This window comes from Enterococcus sp. AZ128, assembly GCF_051714485.1.
GTDB lineage: Bacteria > Bacillota > Bacilli > Lactobacillales > Enterococcaceae > Enterococcus_A.
Window position 1 is genome coordinate 386171 of the sequence record NZ_JBIORZ010000002.1, and the last position, 18524, is coordinate 404694.

The following is an 18524-nucleotide window of genomic DNA, read 5'->3' on the forward strand; positions in this document are numbered from 1 at the left end:
AGCGTTTCCGATTGGAATTGCCTCGCCTTTTTATATCAGAATAAACTAGTGTTAAAAAACGATTCTTGTTCACCATAGGTAGTGTCTGCTTCAGGTAACGGAACATTATACTCATTTAGTTGTTCTGGATACACAGGATAGGGCTCTAATGTGAAATTTCTCTGGTCGGAAAAAGTATTGTCATTATGCAATGATCAAATTCTTTTTTTCATCAAATGTAATAGTTGGGATCTCCCCATTTTCATTGTCCACTTCTTTCATATACCAAATACGATACTCTGAATCTGGAAATGAAAATGCTTCTGAATCAGTCTCTCGAATTTTTACTGTTAAATTATTGATAACAATATCCCGAGTTCCACTTGAACGAATTAATGTTTCCTTTATTGTGTCTGGTTCATCTGGATTAATAACTGTTTGATCCTCAAAATCACTATACTCCGTCTTAGATTCTCAGTTCCATATGCGATTCTTTCTGCATCGTCTTGACCAACAACCGTGACTCCCAATATCACGAACGCCCCTACTAAAATCCGCCACCCCTTCATCACTTTTACGTATCTCCTTTTTGAATTACCAGTACAAACGCTCCTCAGTCAACCACATATTTATCTAAAGATTTTCTTACTATTTGTTCACATAGATCATTAAAATGTATTCCAACGGCCTCTGCTTCTTGAGGAAGCAAGCTATTTGGTGTCATCCCCGGTAGAGAATTTACTTCAATCACATAAATAGTATTATTTTTATCAACTAAAAAGTCTGTTCTCGAATAGACAGATAACCCCAACATCTGATGCGTTTTGAGCGTCAATTTTTTCATTTGATCTGCTAACTCAGTCGCTATTTGTGCCGGCACAATTTCTTCTGTACGCCCTTTTTGATATTTATTTTGATAGTCATAAAATCCTGCTTTGGGAATCAATTCAATAGCTGGAAGTACCTGGTTTCCAAGTACGCCAACAGAGAATTCTCTGCCTTCAATTTTTTCTTCTACTAAAATTTTAGAATCACTCGAATACCTGAACGCTTCCTTGATTGCCTTCTTCAGTTCAGCTTCAGTATCTACTAGCGATATTCCTATACTAGATCCACTATCAATTGGTTTGACAACTACAGGAAGTTCAATTTCCTTAGCTTGTTCCAATTCCGTTACGACTGTCCAATCTGCCGTAGGAATACCATGAAATCGCATCAATTCTTTTGAAATCAGCTTATCCATTGCTAACAAGCTGCTTTGATAACTTGAGCCGGTATATTTAATGTCATAAACATCAAAAATCGCCTGTAATTTCCCGTTTTCACCTATGCCACCGTGTAAAGCGAAGAACGTAATATCCGCACTTTTACACACTTCTAAAACATTCGTTCCTATTTCATTTCCCGAATCTTGGTCATAATTAGGAATAACCTCCGACACATCGTACGTATAATGAGCCGTTTTATAGTTTTCATAGGCATCATCAAAATTTCTATACTCTGGTATTCCTGTCAGTAAATCGACAAGTAAAACCTTATAACCTTTCGAAATCAACGCATTCGCAATTTTACTTCCTGAGGTCATCGATACCTCACGTTCACTGCTCTTCCCGCCTGCTAGCACAATAATTTTCAAAATACCACTCACTTCCTTCTGTTAAATTAGATAAACTGACAGTCACAATCATTCAATTTACTGTCTATTTAACCTCTAAGAATTATTCTATATAGCCTCTTGCCTGAATAATCTTTTGTCCAGTAATTCTTGATATAATCTTCGCTGCAGTATTACTACTAGACAACAATAATAAATACAGCGCGTCTTTAATGCTTAATTGATCTCCCTCATACATCATCGGACCACTTCCTCCGGAAATGTCCCCAGCAGTAACAGTAACTACCTCATCCAGATCATTCATATGTTCAATAACCACTAATGCTGTCATTAGCTTAGTCAATGAGGCAGGAATATGCTGCTCCTCTTCATTCATACTAAACGTTGACGCTGGCGTATAACTCGAATAATACAATGGGTTTCCATCCGGAAGTTTCAACACACTTCCTGCAGCTGCTTTGAACGAATCTATAGAAATTCGTTCTGGATCACCTGCTCCTTTTTTTGCGTATGAAATCAATTGATGAACAGCCTCAAAGCGGTCGGTATCTCCCGTTACTCCAGAGGCCCCCATCACGACAGCTAAGTATAGACTCCCATCTTGATCGGCTACTAATGTTAAAACACCCAGAGTCTCATTCAAAATTGCCCCGGTCTTTCCACCTAACAGATGATAGTTCCCTTCTAAAAAGGAATCTCTTAGCGTCGTCTCCAGTTTCTCTTTTCGGCCTTTCTTACCTCTAATCTCTATGCTGTAGTGTCTAACTCCCCAAATTTTTAAAATGTCACTATGACCCAAAACATGCAATCCAAGCTTTATAAAATCTCGAGTCGTTGACAAATGACCAGCCATTTTAAAGCCTTGTACGTTCTTAAAAAAAGTATTCGTCATATCCAGATTAATCGCTTTTCTATTCATTTCTTTAATAAACGCATTGCGTGCTTCTTCGTCTGTAGCACAAATACTGGCTTTTCTTAATTGATTCATTTTTACGTCTAACAAGGAATACGCTTGTGAAAGAGTGGTTTGAACCCCGAACTCATTTTGATTTCCTGGTATAGATGAGTAAAACTCTTGAGCAGTCGGTTCGTTTCCTTCACCGTATAATTCAGTTAGATCATACAGTGACAACTTTCGAATTTTCCCTGCCCCATTTGCGCCACCGATACTCCCAACAAAAATGCAATGTTTCTTTATTTGATCGTCTTCTGTACTAAAAGTACCAACGATGGTTTCATATTCTTTATCCTTAGAAAGGCGTTGTAGCCCATAACTAGAAGCCTCTGATGGTATTTTCCCACTGATATGAATACCAAATGATCCTTTAACATAACGGGTCACCTTAACTTCAAACATGATAAAATAGCGATGATTTGGTTTCAAAACAGTCAGTTGCTTCACCTGTGATGAGATCTTACTATCTACTGTCAAATTCATAAAACCAGCGTCATCTTCATCAAAGTCCACACTTCCTGAATTTACTACCCAATCTGAAGCCCCAGAAGTCCACCAAGGATTCTTCAAGTGATTCCGTGTAATCATTTCCGAATGCATAATTCTTTTATCCGAATTCTCTGTTAGATACTCATTTTTTATTTCCATGTTGTCCCCCTATACATTCTTTGCACGTCTCTTTAATTGCTCTACAACCTTATAGAACCCAATTCCATGAGATCCTTTGACAAATACAAGAGAATCTTCTGAACTTTTTTCAATAATAGTTTCCGTGACTTGTTCAATCGTTTCACACCAAGTGACTTGCTTAACATCCAAAGAAAGCTCTTTAAATGGTTCTCCATAAAGAATGACCTGATCTGGGTTTGCTCGATTGATAGATGGAATAAGCCGCTCATGATGAGCTATGGCATCATTTCCTAAATCGGCGACTTCTCCGAGTACTAATAGTTTCTCTCCCTGATAGAAAGGCTTTTTACTTGTGAAATGATCAATGCCATTCATCATAGACTCGATTGAGCTATTGTGAGTATCGTCGATCACTGTAATTTTTTTTGAATCAATACGTAATTCGTATGGACGTAATATTTTTTCAAAGCTTTGGAAGCTTTCAAGTAGGTGGGCATATTCTTCTGCGGGATAGCCCATACTATCAATCGCAAGCAACGCATTTATGGCGTTTTGAATCTGTCCATCACTATCTGTGGTTAACGAAAAACGAATCTCCCGTCCTTTGAAGGAGACCATTATTTCTGTTTTTTCCTTTAACACTCTTCTATCTACTACATAACAATCGGCAGTTGTATCCGTTAAGCTGCTAAATAGGGTGTTTAAGTTTAATGATTCTGCTCTCTCGATTATTTTAGAAAGATAGTGCTCTTCGATGTCCTTATTGATCACGACGTATCCACCCTCTTTCACACTATGAAAGAGTTCTTCTTTGACCATTAAATTCCGTTCAATCCCTCCATTTGCGTGTGCACTACCAAAGGAAGTCATAATGACAACATCCGTCTGCCAAAAATAAGCATTGTTCCCATACCCTAAGCGATTCATTGCTCCCACAGCTGCTTCAAATAGAATAAAATCGTAGTTGTCATTAATTTCTAGGGACAAGCCTAGCGTCGGGTAATGGAGGTTCGCATTCCCAAAATTTTCAAGAACTTCATTACTACTACCTAATAGGTGGGCTAAAATTAAACGCGTAGAAGATTTCCCCGCACTACCAGTAATTGCACAAAATTTCCCATGATAGTTCTCCATTTGATAGGTGGCATAGCGATACGCAAATGCGAGACTATCTGAGACAATATATTGTGGAATAGTATTTCTTAAATGATAAATTGGTTTATCAGTGATAATGACAGACAAACGATCCTCTATTTTGTATTTTGAAATCATTTCATTCCCATGAAAATTCCGTTTTGTACTAGGAATCATGGCTTTGAAACTTTTTTCAGATAAAGCAATGAAGGCCACATTTTCCCACCCTCTTCTTGTAATCGGATTTGGATCGAACACGGTATGTTCTATCACCAGTTCTTCAGCGATTTTGTCATTCAGAAAATAGCCATCAAACGTTTGCTCCAACCATTGTTTGTGAGTATCGTAGGGGTCTTTTTCTGTAGATACTTCTTCTGTTGGTTGAACCCTATCTAGTGCCATCCCAGTGGTATGAAGATAGTCTTTTCCATTAATGACTAATGAGCAGGTCAACACTCCAGCCTTTTTATAAAAAACTAGACAATCATTTTGGTTGGTCCCCCAAAATATACTTGCAAGAACATTGTTTTTGCCATCCAAAGAAGATTGTGCGCGATACCATTTTCCATTAATATAATGATCTCTATTTTCTATAAATGAGAAACTACTCTCAGGTAAATGAAGAAAAGCTTCGCCAATTTTGTAATAATCATAAATATTACTTAATTGTGGCGATTTTTTTCGTCCGGTAGCTGCTAATTTTGAATAGTTTGACACATACCAAAACTCACTGACCCTGCGAAGTGTGCCGGCTACGCCTCCATAAACATCACTTAATGCGACAATACAGTCCGGCGCATTTAATGAAATAGATTGATTCAACACATCAACTAAGAAACGTTTTTCACCCACATATCCCTGTGTAGAACGTAATGCCGCGTGTTCATTTGCTGCCTCAACTGAAAAACATATTTCTTGATAGGGAGAAAGCTTTCCAGATTCCAAATCCGTAAGAATAGCTAGATAGATTAGTAAATGCATGGTTCCCCAAGGGGATACCCTATTATTTTCAGGTCTTTTACAGGTAAGTCGCTTCTTATTAAATGTTAATACTGTTGGTTGAAACATATTTTTTTCGAAATTAGTCATTGTTTGCCGCTCATCCTTCCCTAAGCATGAGCGTACTCCTCTCCTCGTAGTTGATAACTAGTTACTCAAATAGTGTTAAGCTTTTTTCGGTAATCCGTGCGTTGTTGTCATCATTGCGTTCTGTGTATTCGTTAAGCAATGTTTCAAAAGAAGAGGCATCTAATTCAATTTCCATGGCCAATTCCATTAATCGCAGTTCCCTTACTTTACGATCTTTTTCTCGATATTTCTTAGCTAAATGAACAAGGTAAGCAACCAAATCAGGTCGGGTAAATGACTCCTTCATTAGTTTTTCTAATTCGGTACGCTCCAAATATCGGTCCAAAATGAATCTTACCCGGCCATCAAGATAAAATTCGGAAAACTTGTTCTCACTAGAATACGTTGACAGAATTAGATTAAGCATAAATTGACAGGTCTTAATATTGACTGTCTTTCTTTGTATTCGTACATCAAAGGACACTTCTATTAAGTGTGAAAGACTCTCACAGATTTTTTTATCTTCAAATTTATTTAATCGAAGCATTCTAGACACAATTAAGAGTGCATTTTGATCTTGTGTTCTTGCTAAAGGTAAAATCATTTGTTCGGCTGATAACTGTCCTAAGCTTGGACTGTTTAACCAATAGTTATATAAATAGCGATCTATGTGGTCCTGATCCTTCAATGTATCCAATAATGATTGGTTCTCCGTATGGCTTAGACCGGCGAATGGATAAGCTAAAATATTTTTTTGATAGGAAGTCGTCTGCGCCAAATCTATTTTTGTCTTCCAACGTTTCTCTCGTAACCAATTTTTAGGTAGATTCCATCCATTTGATTTCTTGAAGTCTCTCAGTTCTTCGAACTCTTGGTTCGATACTGACTGAAATAGCTGTTTAGAGCGTAAAACATTCGAAAATTTGGTGTCGGACTCTTTTCCATAACAGTGAGTAGGGTTCAAAAAATTCCTAACAACAGTGTCATTTTGTAACACACTCCCTAACTGGGTATATGCAATCCCTTTTTCCTTTGCGTCTATAAATAAGTCAGAAAAATGATAAGAAACATCTTCACTATTACTTCCTATTTCGACTAATTGAAAATAATGCGCTAGAATCATCAGATACGTTCCATAAACACGATAAAAGAACGTTGGGAAGTAATCCTCTGCCTCTTCATGCTCAAAATAATCTTTCATCCCTGCAATCAAAGGCCGAAAATTAATTAATCGAAAATAATCGCGTATAATTGGAAACTCTCTTAAAAATGGATAGACAAACCATTGCGTATTCGCAACTAAATCCCGATCAACATATAATTCTGCTATATCAAAATTAAGGAGCTTACGGATATCTGAGGCATAACCTAAAAATACAAAATCAATAAAATTGAACAGTCTTTGCGTTTTGGCATTGAAGACAATTAATTTATAATCAAAAATTTTAGGTACGTCTTTTGAAACACCCTCATAGGAATAAACTGGCGGTACTTTCGTTGGTGTTTTGGCTAAATAAGGTTCAATCTGCTTAATATGAGTTAATGCTCGATCCGAGCGAACTTTCAAAATGAAACAGTCGTTAGGTAAATAATCCAACGCAGCCTGTAATTGCATGGCTTGCCGTAGATAGTTGACTGAGTTTGTTTTTGCAATAGAGACTCTTTTTTCTAGTGGGGATTGTTCAATAACAATCACATGATTCTCTTCTAATTGTCTTTTAAGTTCAGAATACCGTTCAAATTCTCCCGTCCAAGTACTCACGATAATCCCTTCAAGTACATTGGCTTCACGCATTTCCAATAGCTTATTCATGGTTAAGCGGACTTCCAATTCCTCACGGATAGCGCCACACATGACTGCCCAGATTTTCTTCATTCTAAATTCCTTTCAGACAACGTATTCTTTTATTTACCAAAGTTTTTTGGAAAGTGTTCTCTTTCTCTTTTCAATTTTCCAGCCTAGACTCTCAATTTTCTCTGCTCCCCAATCGTCCAAGATAATCTTAAAATCTTCAGAATTTATCTCTTGCGGCTGATAATTGGTTCTATGGTTTTGTTCTTGAAGGAAGTGAAGGGTCGCATTCATGTGTTTCCCTGATACGTTTAGTTTTACCACCATGCCATATGGCAGTGATCTAGGATGAAGCTCGAACTCTCCTTCGCTGCTAAAAACAAAATTTCCCAAACCATATAAAACATCTTTTGATAACATTTTTCCTACCGATTGAATCGCGTGAGACCCATGGCCTATGATTAAATCCGCTCCAGCAGTAACCAATTCTTCTGCTGTATGATATTGATATTTTAGAATGTGCTTATAATCCTGACTCCAGTGACAAATGACGATAATTTTTGCATCGGGGTAGTTTTCTTTTGTCTCACGGATTGCCTGGAGAAAATACTCCGATATACAGTTTCCTCCTAAGTGTTCTCCAAGTGCATACATTTCATATTTAAGATGGTGTCTTGATATGAACCAATACCCATTAAAAATGAAAACATCCTGTTCCTGTGTCGTAATCCGATACGGACACAGCGCATCCTCTTCATCAAAACCACTGCCGATCCAAGGCATTTGATGTTCTTTTAAGGTAGTCAGTGTAGAATAAACCCCTTCTTGCCCATAATCCCCTATATGATTCGTTGCCAATGTCACGAGGTCAACAGAATTTTCCTTCAACGTCGTCACTGTTTGGGTTGCTCGGCCACCTAAAACAAAGCGTTTCTCTCTCAACAGAGGTGATTTTTCTAAATCCTCTACTAACACTGCCTCTAGATTGACGATTGAAAAATCCGCTTCCTTCAGAAAATGATTGGCTTTTTCAAATGCATAATTGTAGCCTTTTTCCTTTAAAGGATCCCATTTCCCTCTAGCTAGTCTTCTTTTTGAATAAAATTCACCTAAATACGTGTCACCAGCTACCACGATAGCCAACTCATTCTTATCAAAATGGGTACTGTTTCCTCTTTTCGCTATCAAATTATCCAAGGTCTCTTTTCTTGCGGGTTGATCAGACATCATCATTAGAAGCTGCTTGTCTAATTCATAGTGATTTTTTGCTTCTAAAATAATAAATACTTGATTCTCATGAAAAGTAATTCGATTCTCTCCCCAAGTAATTCGATACGGAAACACTTCTGTCCCTAGTTTTAAATCTTTTCTTTCAAAAAGTTTCCCGTTATAAACGCACTGATTTTGTGAGATATATTCAAACGTTTTCTTAGGCAATTTTGTCCATTCATTTGCGATAATTTTCAAATCATTAATCGTATACGTTTGAGGAAAGTTACGTCTTTTGCGACCCGAGATATTTTTACAACAATTCTCGGATAATGCGTGCTCCTGTACAAATGTATTCAATCTTTCTTGCGCACTTTTCTTTGTTTGTTCCCGGTAAAGTTTTGCTAAAAGCAGTGAGGTGTCAGGAAACATTTTCCAAAGATGTAATCGGATTAACTGACTTAAGTTAATTTCATCTCCCTTTTTAAACTTTATAGCATTAGGGCCAATACTTTCCTTCGCCACTAAGTCATTCACTTTAACGGTGTCAGTAATTAATAATTCACCTGAATCCAAACATTGAAGAATAACCAATAAAATTAATACATTTCCTAGGCCTTTATCTTCAATGTTCGTTGGTTCACTTAAAAATGATCGTTCTCCAATGGTATCCTTCGAATAAATCATTCACGTTGTCCTCCAAATTTCAAATACTTCTTTTCCATAAAATAGGTCAATTCCTCCGGCGTTCCTAACGCCGAAAAACTATCTTGCGGTAGATGAACGGGATGAATTATTTTTCCTTGTTCAATCAGATAGTTGTACAATGGCGCAATATAAATCTCACCATAATCCTCCAATAATTGAGCCGCCATCTCTTCAAAAGCATCAGAAAAATCTTTCCATCGACGGAAATAATATAGACCTACAGAACCCCAAGTAGAAATGGGGCGTTTCTCAGCCATTTCAGTAATTCTCTTATTGGTTTCGTCTAATTTTGCAAACGACCAATGAGTTCCTTCAGCTTCAAAGAGTGGAACAGAACCATCGCCTTGGACAATTTCTCTTTTTGAAAGATAGTCAGGTTTGATCGTTGTATCTATGTTGTAGATCAAAACCTCATCATCCTCGTCGATGATATTCGACACCTGCATCACTGTATCTGCCTGACCTCTTGTGAGTTCGTCTAACTCGATAATGACGAAAGAAGATATCCCTAATGTGGTAATCTCTTCTATTAAATTCTGATTGGAGTAGCTCCCTTTTCGTACAATAAAGATAAATTGCTCATCATAGAACTGTTCTAATGAGTGCATAGACCAGGCGAACAAACTGTGGTCCCCTGCCATAATTTCATGTTTAGGTTCCTGATACCCTTCTTTTGTGAAGCGGCTGCCTCGTCCAGCCATTGTAATAATTACATTCATTCATTTCCTCCCGAGTATGATGGAAAAATTTTAATTGCCTAGTTTCACTGTTCTATCGGTTCGTTTTTTAAAGGTACCCTTTTATTTCCTCTCCTGTCACAAAACCTAGATCAGAAGCTTTCTTTAATTTATTCTTGCCTTTAAGTTCTCTTACTTGATCAATGAAATAGTCGATACCATCCGTCGCTTTTATACCATCAAATGACCAGTAACAATAATCCCACCATTTCAGTTCCAATAACTCTTCTATGATTGGTGCTCGAAAGCGATAATAAATGACCTTTGCAGGAACCCCTCCTACTACAGCATATGGCGGAACATCCTTCGTAACGACTGCCCCAGCAGCGACTATCGCCCCATCTCCAATGGTGACACCTTGTTTGAACATGACATTATCTCCAATCCAGACATCATTTCCTATCACAATTTTTGAAGAGTTCACTCTACATCTGACAGACTGGAATGAACCTTTTTCTAGTCCAAAGGCCATTGGCGCACTGATATTATTCATACCCGTGGTATAACTGATTGGTGAAGTCGTAAAGCGTTCAATAGGGTGTTGGACACCCATTACTTTAAAATTCCGTGCAATAGATGAATATCTTCCAACGACGGTACGCTCTGTTAACCGACTCATAGTATATGAACAGAGACCCATCGTATTAATAGTGTTCCCATCTGCAAAAAGAGTATATGGTTCAACTTTTGCATCGCTAGCATAGCGTAATGGAGCGCCTGCTTGAATGCGACGTTTTCCGTCAGGTGAGAAAAAGATTTTATTATCTTCTAAAAAATCACCTAGCTCTTTCGTAAACTTTGTTAGTGGCAATTAAACCAGTCCTCTCTGATTAGTTACATTTCTCAAAATAGGGTTTCAGCAACTTCATAGCCTGTCCAAACATCACTTTTTGGCGATTCGGATAATCCTTATGTAGCGGAATCATGGATAAGAATAATAGCCCTTCGATTAATCGAATTTGCTCGATTGCATAATTTTCTGAAACCTTCTCATTTACTAATTCTGTAATAGCTTGTTGCAGCTCCGTTTTATTAAAATCATACGAATATTTCAGTGGTGTCTCTTTCTTAAGTTCAAAATGATCTGTGATAATGTGATCATAAGAACCTTCGAAGCTATGCAAAATCTTTGCGATATCATAAAACTCATCCCCATAAATATCAAAAGTCCCAAATTGACCTCTAGGATCAATCAATTTGATTAAATTACTATCCTGATCTAACAAGATATTGCTCAAACAAAAATCACCATGGATAATGCGGGCCGTTTTTGTTTGTAACAGCCCTTGTTGATTCAAAACATCTTTCAAATTATCCATAATCTCTTTTAACGGAAGATATTGGATGCCATTAATTTCTGGAGCTTGTTCATAAAATGGTTGAAAGACTGGATCGTGTAAGAGGAGTTTTAAACGATCTATAGTCTTTTGAAAGTAAATATCCAGTAAGTCTTTTTTATCCAAAGTCAGGTGCTGCTCCTCGGAACAATTCGACATTTCCTTACGAACAAACAACATTTTTTCAATAATCTTTTCCCAATCACTGAGTCCCAAATTGGCATAGATATATAATGTATGAAGTGTTTCGTATGGATAATACTCCATCTTTACTTCTGGTTTAGTCGGATCTAATGAGTAGTCATAGATTCGTGGTGCTAGGTATTGAAGTGAAGGCGGTATTTTTAAGTACCATTGAATCTCATTGATTAGCTTTTGACGTTCTTCACTACTCTTAGTAAGAATTCCTCGTTGGTTATCAATAGTTATTGCATTAAAGAATCGTGCTTGAACCATCTTTTTCGTTTCGAGGTATTCACTTTCATGACCTAAATCTAGCCATGCAGTTGTAAAGCTTAATTTAACTTGTTTATAATTTTGATCATAATACTTAATCGCATGATAAAAGGACAGACTATCATCAGTCATTTCTCTATCATCAACTGTTTCACAAGCATTAAAAAAATCACTGCCGCTTTGAAAGCCAAAAACACCCGCAACAACTTCTCCTGTTTTTTGATCAGAAGAAGCATGTTTATTGCTAAAGACTAATTGCTTCTTTTCACGTTGGACGCTCGTCCAAGGTCTTAACTGTTCTTTTTCGCCTGTTAGTAAGTAATCCTTTGTGGATAGCGGTTCATTTTCTTGAACTATTGTGTCTCCAAAGTTGATGGTTAATCCAAAATCTCGACCAATCAACGGAAGTATCTGTGTTAACGCTTGTTGAACGACCTTTAATAAGGAAGAACTTTCTTGATCAGTTAAAAAGAGCTCGTAGTTTTTTTCGCTTTTCTTCAAAAATTTCACTTTATTATCAGGAGCCTGATCTTGGTTTGAAACCATAAATATGTAGTCTTTCTTCGAATAGGATTGTACTAGGTATTCGCCAATACTTTCATTTTTAAATGGAAGCATTGAAGGATAGATATCACCAAAACGCTTTTGCATCTCCATTGGTATTTTCTTCGTATTTAAGATCATTACTGCTTCCATGTGTCATCCTCGATTCGTTGTAAGATTTCTTCTTCTGTCAATGTGATAAATTCCTTTGGACGGATAGCCCGATCATCTACATAAAATCCAGTATGACCACACCAGGGTTTTCCCACATGCAATTCGTCATAAGGAATCTCCCATTTTTCTAGCCATTCAATCAAAATAGGAACCGTGATTTTATTGATCCGACCAACATTTCCTTGATGCGTATTCATCTGTCTAGCCGTTTGTAGAATGATCGTATAGCCTTTTTCTCGATAGTTCTTCATTTGTTCGACCACTTCTGGATAAGGTTTTAAATCTTTGTATTCCTTTGATCCTCGTTTTTCACAAAAAGTATTATCAATGTCCATTACGATCGCTTTCATCTCATCTGCCTGCACTTTCATTTAGACTGTTCATTATTTTCACTTATCCAAAAGCTCTACCAGCTTCTTATATTGTTCGTCCGTCAACGTTTCTTTATAGGTTTCTTTCAACTCAATAATTTCATCTTCTGTCAAATAGTCTTTGTTGTATTCAATTCCTGATAACAGTTCTTTAAAATCTGCATCATCGGTTTTTTCTTCAGATACAGCTGTTTCCGAGTTGCTTGTACTTTGTTCACTCTTGGCGGTTTGATTCGTACTTTCTTCGGCGTTTTTCTTTTCTGACGACTGCTTCGTTGATTCGTTTGTCGATTTAGCTGTACTCTTCTCAATTTTTTCTGAGCTCTCCATATTGGATGTTTTCTCTGAATCTGTACTGCAGCCGGTTATTCCAAGAAGGAAAAACATAAAGCTGCATCCAATAACTATTTTTTTCATGCCTATCTCCTTATGCTTGTTGTATAGTCGTTCTTCATTTCTTTGGTTACTTACCTTAAATAGACAATGCGGTAGAGCATATAAGCTAAATAGAAGCCCATAATAAGACTCAAAACAATATAATAGCCCCGCGTAAGTTTTAACAGACTCCGTAATTGGCGGAAACCTCCGTTTTTCGTCCGTGTATTCTCAGATTGCGCAAGCTGAACCTTTCGTTGGTACTGGACGACTAACCAACCAAAAAAAACACTATTTAACAGAAGTAAAATGATCACACCTGCCTGATAACTAACGGTGATTCTTGGGAAATGATGCGCATCCGTTGCCTTTTTTATAGGAACGCGACGACTAACGATTCCAATTTCTTCATTCGTAAAGCCCGTCAGGTCCTTCATGGTTAATGTTAAGAGCTGTTCCGTTTCCGAGAACGTCACAGTAGCTACTTGTGATTTCTCAATAGCTATGATTTCATATGCTTGTCTTTGCTTGTCCATTCTTAGAAAGAAGTGATCCCCGACATCTAGTTGCTGAAGAGCGATAAGGTTGTTCTGATTACGCCACCGATCATTCACCTGAACGACTAGATGTCCATTCTTTCCTGCGGTCGGAAAAGACCCATACTTATAATAAAAGAGGGCTTCTCCAGTTTTCTCTTTATAAATAGGGGTCTCATTTACTCTGACTGTAGGAAAGTGAAGTGTGCCGATTGCCCCCTCCTTTGTAGTGGTGATTGAACGAAAGTTAGGACGTGCCATATTCGTAATTCGGCCTTCTTTTGCCAGATAGTGATTGTATTTCTCCTGATAATTCTTAACAGAAGAGTCCACTTTTTTTGCGGCTTTGTTATAGCTGTTAATCGTTGTCTGGTTAACTTCCTCTACTTTTTTCTGATAGTACATTGGTAAGAATAAACATCCAAGTGTTCCCAACATGAGAGACAGAAAGACTCCCTTTATCTGCCAGTTTTTATAACCCAACGTGTTTGAGTTCTCCTGAAGCGATAGGAGTATGACCTTTCAAACTTAACTCTTCAATGGCGTACCCTCGTCCCCAAGACGTTTCCAAGCTGTTCTCATCAAAACCAACCTCTGATAACTTACTCTTAAGAGATTTGATGATCCCAGACAAGCGGCTTTCTTTCGAGTTGGTTGGCGCGACTCCCCATAAATGGTAGGAAAGAGACTCTCTTGTTACAAAGTTTCCTTTCGATTGTTGGAGAACTTTAAATACCTTCAATTCCTGTTTTGACAAACTCTTACATAACAGGTCTAGGGCACGATCTTCATCTTCTGTTGAAGCAGTTATCACCTCAAAGCCGGTCTCATATTCGACTAATTTATCCCGTAACTCATCAAAGCAGGTCGTCTGAAAAATAAAATCAGAAATGCCGCTCTCTCTCCAATTATTCTGCTCTACTTCACTCATCTCTTGATCATTTTTGCGGAAAATAGTACACGAATAATTTTCAAAGAAAGGCAAAAGCATTTTTACCTCTTGATCCGGAATAGTTTCACTAAGGATCAATGTGTCAAAACAATTTAAGTCCATTTTTACAAAATTACGAGATTGTAGCGTTAAAAGAATTTTTTTGCTGCATAATACTTCATGTCCTAGTGAGTTTAGTTTTTGAACAAACTCTTGTTCATATGAAAGACTTTTCGTTAATAGTAAAATAGTCATTTGGTCCACCTTTCAGCTCTATTTATTTTTTTCAATAAATAAAGCGCCCTTTGATAGTTGTTCTACTTTATAAGCCAAGTCAGCGTACATTTCCAACACATGCTCTTTGGACTCATTGACTTCGATCAAGATTTTCTTCGCACGATTTCCAATGCTTTCTACTTCCAACTCCGCTGCACTAACCATATGCTTCGCCTCAAGCTGAGCTTCTTCCAATGTTCGATTGGCTTGTTTTTTCGCTGTGAAGAGCACTTCCCCGATTTCTAATTGAGATTGCGTCACTTCTGTTTTTAAGGAGTCATTCTTTTCAACTAGTTCAGCGATCTGACGTTTCGCTTGTAATAACGCTTCTGATTCTTCCTCTGTTTCCTCTTTTGCAGCCAATTGATCTTCTATTTCCTTCAATTGAGTATTTTTCTGATTCACTACCTCTTCCGTTTCTTCCAGCTTCTTAACCACTTCTGATTTTTCCGCTTGAAGTTGTTCATAAGACGTTGTCATCTCCGTGATTTTTTGATTTAATTCGTCCATTGCTGTTTCTTGATTAATCGTCTTCGTTTCCAATTCTGCAATTTTGGCAACCTCTTGTTTCAATGCTTCGATCTGAGTCGCCTTTTCCAGTAAACTCGTCTCAAGTTTTGTATTTTTCTCAACTAACTGTTGGTTCACATTGCCATTCTCAATTTGTTCCTCTAACTTAATGATTTCTTCTTGTGCTTGGAACAGGGCGTTGTTCAGTGCTTCCCGTTCTTCTTTAAACTGTTCTGTTAAGGCCGTGTTCTCTTTCTCAATCTCTATAAACTGCTCGTTTTTCTCTTCCATCGCTGCTGTTCGCTCCCCTAATTGTTTATTTTCAGCCAGTTGTTGCTCGAATTGATTTTGCACTGATGCTCTTTCTTCAGTCAGTCTATTCATTTGTTGCGTTAGATCTGTATATTGCTGCACCATCTGTTGATGCTGCCTTTTAACCTGAGTTAATTGACTCTCTGTTTCACGGAGCGCTTGCTCTTGTGTTAGTATGGTTTCTTCTAAAATCCGCTGATCTTCATTGGGTTCATCCTTGGCTAGAAGAGCTTGTTCTAACTGCGCCTTCAATGCCTTGATTTCTTCATTTTGCGTCGTAATTGTCGCTTGATCCTGCTTTTGCCTCTCCACAAATTGCTGGATCTGTTGCTCACTTTCTTCTTTATTGCCATTCGCAGCTTCTAGCGATTGAATTTGTTGCTCAAACAAAGTGACACTGTCTGATTGCTCTTGAATCGTTTGAGTCGCTTGTTCTAGTTTCTTATGCAGGCCATGAATCTCTTGTTCCTTCTTTCTTAATTCACGGATGATCGTTTCCTGCTCTTCTACCTGCTGTTCATAGGTCACAATCGTTTCTTCCTGTGTGTGAAGCTGCTCGTTCAACGTAGCAAATTGGACTTCATTTACTTCCTTGTCCACATCCGATTGATCTTTTAGTAAAGCTAACTCATTCAGCTTCTCAGCCAAATTCTTCTCAATTTGGAAATAACCCTCCTGTAAAGCAGCTAACTCATTCAAGGCCATTTTCCGATCGCTCTCTTGTTCTTCTAACTTTTCAGCATCTGCTTGTTGTTTTTCAACGAAGAGAAGCTGTTCTTCTTTTAAATCTTCGATTTGTTTGTTTAATTGTTTTTCAAGTATCAGACGTTGGCGTTTCGTCTCTTCTAATTGACGTTGGGTGTTCGCCAATTGTTTATTCTGATTTTGAATGGTTTCCGTTAGTTCTTTAACTTTTCTATTTTTATCCCCCTCATGCTTCAACTTTTGTTCTAATTTTTCTACTTGATTCAGATGCTCCTTCATCGTTGAACGCTCATCCTTCAGCGTGTTTTTGAGTTGTTCATTTTGCCATTTCTCCTGATACAACTCTTCCACTTGTTTACTATGAATTTCTTTTAATTCATCCAGACTAGTGGACATTCGGCGGATATCTGATTGATAGCTTTCTTGTTGTTGGGTCGCACTTTGCAATTGCCCTTTTAATTGATTGATTTCTTTTGTCTTCTCTTCAATCGCTAGTCGTTCTTGTTCGACCTCATTGTTGGTAAATTCGTTGATCTCTTCAATGATATTTTTATTGAAAAACCAGCCATTCTTTTTTGCCATTAGCCTTTTCCTTTCCGTAATTCTGATTGAAATGTAAATTCGCCTTTTTCATTTCTGACATAGGTTCCTTTGTACAAATCATTTCCTTCACGATCGACAATAGTGATAGTCACCTCAGTGATCTTCTCGATGTCTTCGATCTCCTTCATCAAAGCGGTGATCGTTTGACCAAGGATCACCAGGTTCGCATTCGTGGCTTCTATTGAACCTGTCACGACTACATGTAATGAATCGGAATCATCCCCAGTTGAAAGCATTACGTTTGCGTCCGTTAGATAGGGAAGTAGCTGCTTCGAAAGCGATTGTTCAACTTTTTCTTTCAAGTCTACTGTTTTTGTACTTTCTTCAATGAATCCGTCCAGACTCCTTTGTAGACCAAGCCCTGATAAAGGGTAGTCCTTCAATAAATTCTTCATGCTCTTTTTCGCTTTGACTGTTTTGATTTCTTTTCGAAGTAGTTGATTCGTCGTTTTTACCCCATGCAATTGCGTATCAAACTGAAACAATTGAATGATCGCAAAGGAAAGGACCGTAATCAGGCCCATTATGCCGACAACTAGAAAGGTAAAGCTTTTTTGTAACTCACGTTGCTTGTAATGGTTCAGTTTTGTTTGAAAAAGACTGGATGCCTTCTTCACATCAATACGATTCAATTGATAATGGATCATCAAGCGATACAACAAGCAGAGGAAAATGATTCCCATAATTGCTAAACAGATATAAATAAACACTTTCACGTTCTTTCCTCCCGCCTTATTGGGCTTGGTCATAAATCATAATTCTATATTCGCACTCAATAAGTCTTCATTTGTAAATTGAATGCCTTGGCGGCTTCTTCAGACATTTGATCCATTGGTGTCACACTCTCCAATTCTCCTTGAACGATGATGCGAGTCGTTGCATAGAGATCTCCGCAGGTCAGTAACGTAACAATCTTTCTTCCAGCCACTTCGTCCAACACCTCAACTGCACTTGGATTGACCTTTTCTTTTCGAACCGTCACATATGTATACACATTAGTTAAATCGGTGAGATAAATTTTGTTTCCGAGAATGACATTCTCTAGTGGTGTAAATAATAAATCTGCTTGGTCGGATCGATGGCTTGCAATCCCATAATTTCCTTCACCCATTTCCTGATCCGCTGACAGCGTTCCTGCTCCGTAATACAGCCCATCATCCTGAAGCCCTTTGAAAACAGGTAAGCATATCCCTACATCAGGAACTGCTACACTGGCAATCACTGGTAAGTTGTTACTGCCGCTGTCGGCTTTATTTGAATCACCTGATTGTGTAAGGCCCTTTAATTGCGATTGAAGAATCGCATTCAAGTTCAGTGGCTTCACTGCATCAAAATCAAACGTTGCTTCCGCATCTTTGTTCTTTTTTAGCTCTTCCTTCGTTACTTTGGAAATGTCATAGTGCTCTCCGGTGTTCTTCACAAAATAATTTTTTATTGGTTTATTGAAGAGGATAAGGCTGCCTGCAAGTACACATAAAACAGCGAGTAATCCAAGTATTTTTCGTTTCATGAGCCTCTCCTATCTCGTAGTTTTATTATGTATCTCTTCCAACTAAATAATGAGGCCT

General features: G+C 37.8%; 16 protein-coding genes. All 16 read right to left on the reverse strand.

Going from position 1 to position 18524, the window contains the following annotated elements; all coding sequences use genetic code 11:
• Nucleotides 1-383: 383 nt before the first annotated feature.
• Nucleotides 384-551, reverse strand: a complete 168-nt coding sequence (locus tag IGI38_RS13725; RefSeq protein WP_438731470.1) for a hypothetical protein — start codon at nt 549-551, stop codon at nt 384-386.
• A 41-nt stretch (nt 552-592) separates the two neighbouring features.
• Nucleotides 593-1615, reverse strand: coding sequence for a D-alanine--D-alanine ligase family protein (locus IGI38_RS13730; protein WP_438731472.1), 1023 nt, complete (start codon nt 1613-1615; stop codon nt 593-595).
• Between the two features lie 82 nt (nt 1616-1697).
• On the reverse strand, nt 1698-3197 hold the full coding sequence (locus IGI38_RS13735; RefSeq protein WP_438731475.1) for a serine hydrolase: 1500 nt from the start codon (nt 3195-3197) through the stop codon (nt 1698-1700).
• A 9-nt stretch (nt 3198-3206) separates the two neighbouring features.
• On the reverse strand, nt 3207-5402 hold the full coding sequence (locus IGI38_RS13740; RefSeq protein WP_438731478.1) for a Mur ligase family protein: 2196 nt from the start codon (nt 5400-5402) through the stop codon (nt 3207-3209).
• A 61-nt stretch (nt 5403-5463) separates the two neighbouring features.
• Nucleotides 5464-7257: a hypothetical protein gene (locus IGI38_RS13745; protein WP_438731481.1), complete on the reverse strand. Its 1794-nt coding sequence runs from the start codon at nt 7255-7257 to the stop codon at nt 5464-5466.
• Nucleotides 7258-7290: 33 nt separating this feature from the next.
• Complete coding sequence (locus IGI38_RS13750) at nt 7291-9069, reverse strand: CapA family protein (RefSeq protein WP_438731484.1); 1779 nt, start codon at nt 9067-9069, stop codon at nt 7291-7293.
• Nucleotides 9066-9809, reverse strand: a complete 744-nt coding sequence (locus IGI38_RS13755) for a glycosyltransferase family 2 protein (protein WP_438731487.1) — start codon at nt 9807-9809, stop codon at nt 9066-9068. Before IGI38_RS13755 ends, IGI38_RS13750 begins: the two co-directional genes overlap by 4 nt.
• 67 nt (nt 9810-9876) lie before the next feature.
• A complete protein-coding gene (locus IGI38_RS13760) occupies nt 9877-10638 on the reverse strand; it encodes a CatB-related O-acetyltransferase (RefSeq protein ID WP_438731490.1) in 762 nt (253 codons plus the stop codon).
• A gap of 19 nt (nt 10639-10657) precedes the next feature.
• The gene (locus IGI38_RS13765) at nt 10658-12316 is read right to left on the reverse strand and encodes a hypothetical protein (RefSeq protein ID WP_438731493.1); all 1659 of its coding nucleotides are present in this window, start codon (nt 12314-12316) and stop codon (nt 10658-10660) included.
• On the reverse strand, nt 12304-12708 hold the full coding sequence (locus IGI38_RS13770) for a capsular biosynthesis protein (RefSeq protein WP_438731496.1): 405 nt from the start codon (nt 12706-12708) through the stop codon (nt 12304-12306). The genes IGI38_RS13765 and IGI38_RS13770 overlap by 13 nt, the downstream gene beginning before the upstream one ends.
• An 18-nt stretch (nt 12709-12726) precedes the next feature.
• On the reverse strand, nt 12727-13125 hold the full coding sequence (locus IGI38_RS13775; RefSeq protein WP_438731498.1) for a hypothetical protein: 399 nt from the start codon (nt 13123-13125) through the stop codon (nt 12727-12729).
• Between the two features lie 50 nt (nt 13126-13175).
• On the reverse strand, nt 13176-14102 hold the full coding sequence (locus tag IGI38_RS13780; protein ID WP_438731500.1) for a hypothetical protein: 927 nt from the start codon (nt 14100-14102) through the stop codon (nt 13176-13178).
• Nucleotides 14092-14805: a winged helix-turn-helix domain-containing protein gene (locus tag IGI38_RS13785; protein ID WP_438731503.1), complete on the reverse strand. Its 714-nt coding sequence runs from the start codon at nt 14803-14805 to the stop codon at nt 14092-14094. The genes IGI38_RS13780 and IGI38_RS13785 overlap by 11 nt, the downstream gene beginning before the upstream one ends.
• A gap of 18 nt (nt 14806-14823) precedes the next feature.
• The gene (locus tag IGI38_RS13790) at nt 14824-16935 is read right to left on the reverse strand and encodes a hypothetical protein (RefSeq protein ID WP_438731506.1); all 2112 of its coding nucleotides are present in this window, start codon (nt 16933-16935) and stop codon (nt 14824-14826) included.
• Nucleotides 16935-17672: a hypothetical protein gene (locus IGI38_RS13795; RefSeq protein WP_438731509.1), complete on the reverse strand. Its 738-nt coding sequence runs from the start codon at nt 17670-17672 to the stop codon at nt 16935-16937. Before IGI38_RS13795 ends, IGI38_RS13790 begins: the two co-directional genes overlap by 1 nt.
• Before the next feature lie 56 nt (nt 17673-17728).
• On the reverse strand, nt 17729-18466 hold the full coding sequence (locus IGI38_RS13800) for a class A sortase (RefSeq protein ID WP_438731512.1): 738 nt from the start codon (nt 18464-18466) through the stop codon (nt 17729-17731).
• Between the last annotated feature and the right edge of the window lie 58 nt (nt 18467-18524).

What these genes read in the sequence shown, in the direction of transcription:
- IGI38_RS13735 (WP_438731475.1), bottom strand. Translation starts at nt 3,197, where the DNA reads ATGGAAATAAAAAATGAGTATCTAACAGAGAATTCGGATAAAAGAATT.
- IGI38_RS13740 (WP_438731478.1), bottom strand. Translation starts at nt 5,402, where the DNA reads ATGACTAATTTCGAAAAAAATATGTTTCAACCAACAGTATTAACATTT.
- IGI38_RS13745 (WP_438731481.1), bottom strand. Translation starts at nt 7,257, where the DNA reads ATGAAGAAAATCTGGGCAGTCATGTGTGGCGCTATCCGTGAGGAATTG.
- IGI38_RS13750 (WP_438731484.1), bottom strand. Translation starts at nt 9,069, where the DNA reads ATGATTTATTCGAAGGATACCATTGGAGAACGATCATTTTTAAGTGAA.
- IGI38_RS13755 (WP_438731487.1), bottom strand. Translation starts at nt 9,809, where the DNA reads ATGAATGTAATTATTACAATGGCTGGACGAGGCAGCCGCTTCACAAAA.
- IGI38_RS13765 (WP_438731493.1), bottom strand. Translation starts at nt 12,316, where the DNA reads ATGGAAGCAGTAATGATCTTAAATACGAAGAAAATACCAATGGAGATG.
- IGI38_RS13770 (WP_438731496.1), bottom strand. Translation starts at nt 12,708, where the DNA reads ATGAAAGTGCAGGCAGATGAGATGAAAGCGATCGTAATGGACATTGAT.
- IGI38_RS13775 (WP_438731498.1), bottom strand. Translation starts at nt 13,125, where the DNA reads ATGAAAAAAATAGTTATTGGATGCAGCTTTATGTTTTTCCTTCTTGGA.
- IGI38_RS13785 (WP_438731503.1), bottom strand. Translation starts at nt 14,805, where the DNA reads ATGACTATTTTACTATTAACGAAAAGTCTTTCATATGAACAAGAGTTT.
- IGI38_RS13790 (WP_438731506.1), bottom strand. Translation starts at nt 16,935, where the DNA reads ATGGCAAAAAAGAATGGCTGGTTTTTCAATAAAAATATCATTGAAGAG.
- IGI38_RS13800 (WP_438731512.1), bottom strand. Translation starts at nt 18,466, where the DNA reads ATGAAACGAAAAATACTTGGATTACTCGCTGTTTTATGTGTACTTGCA.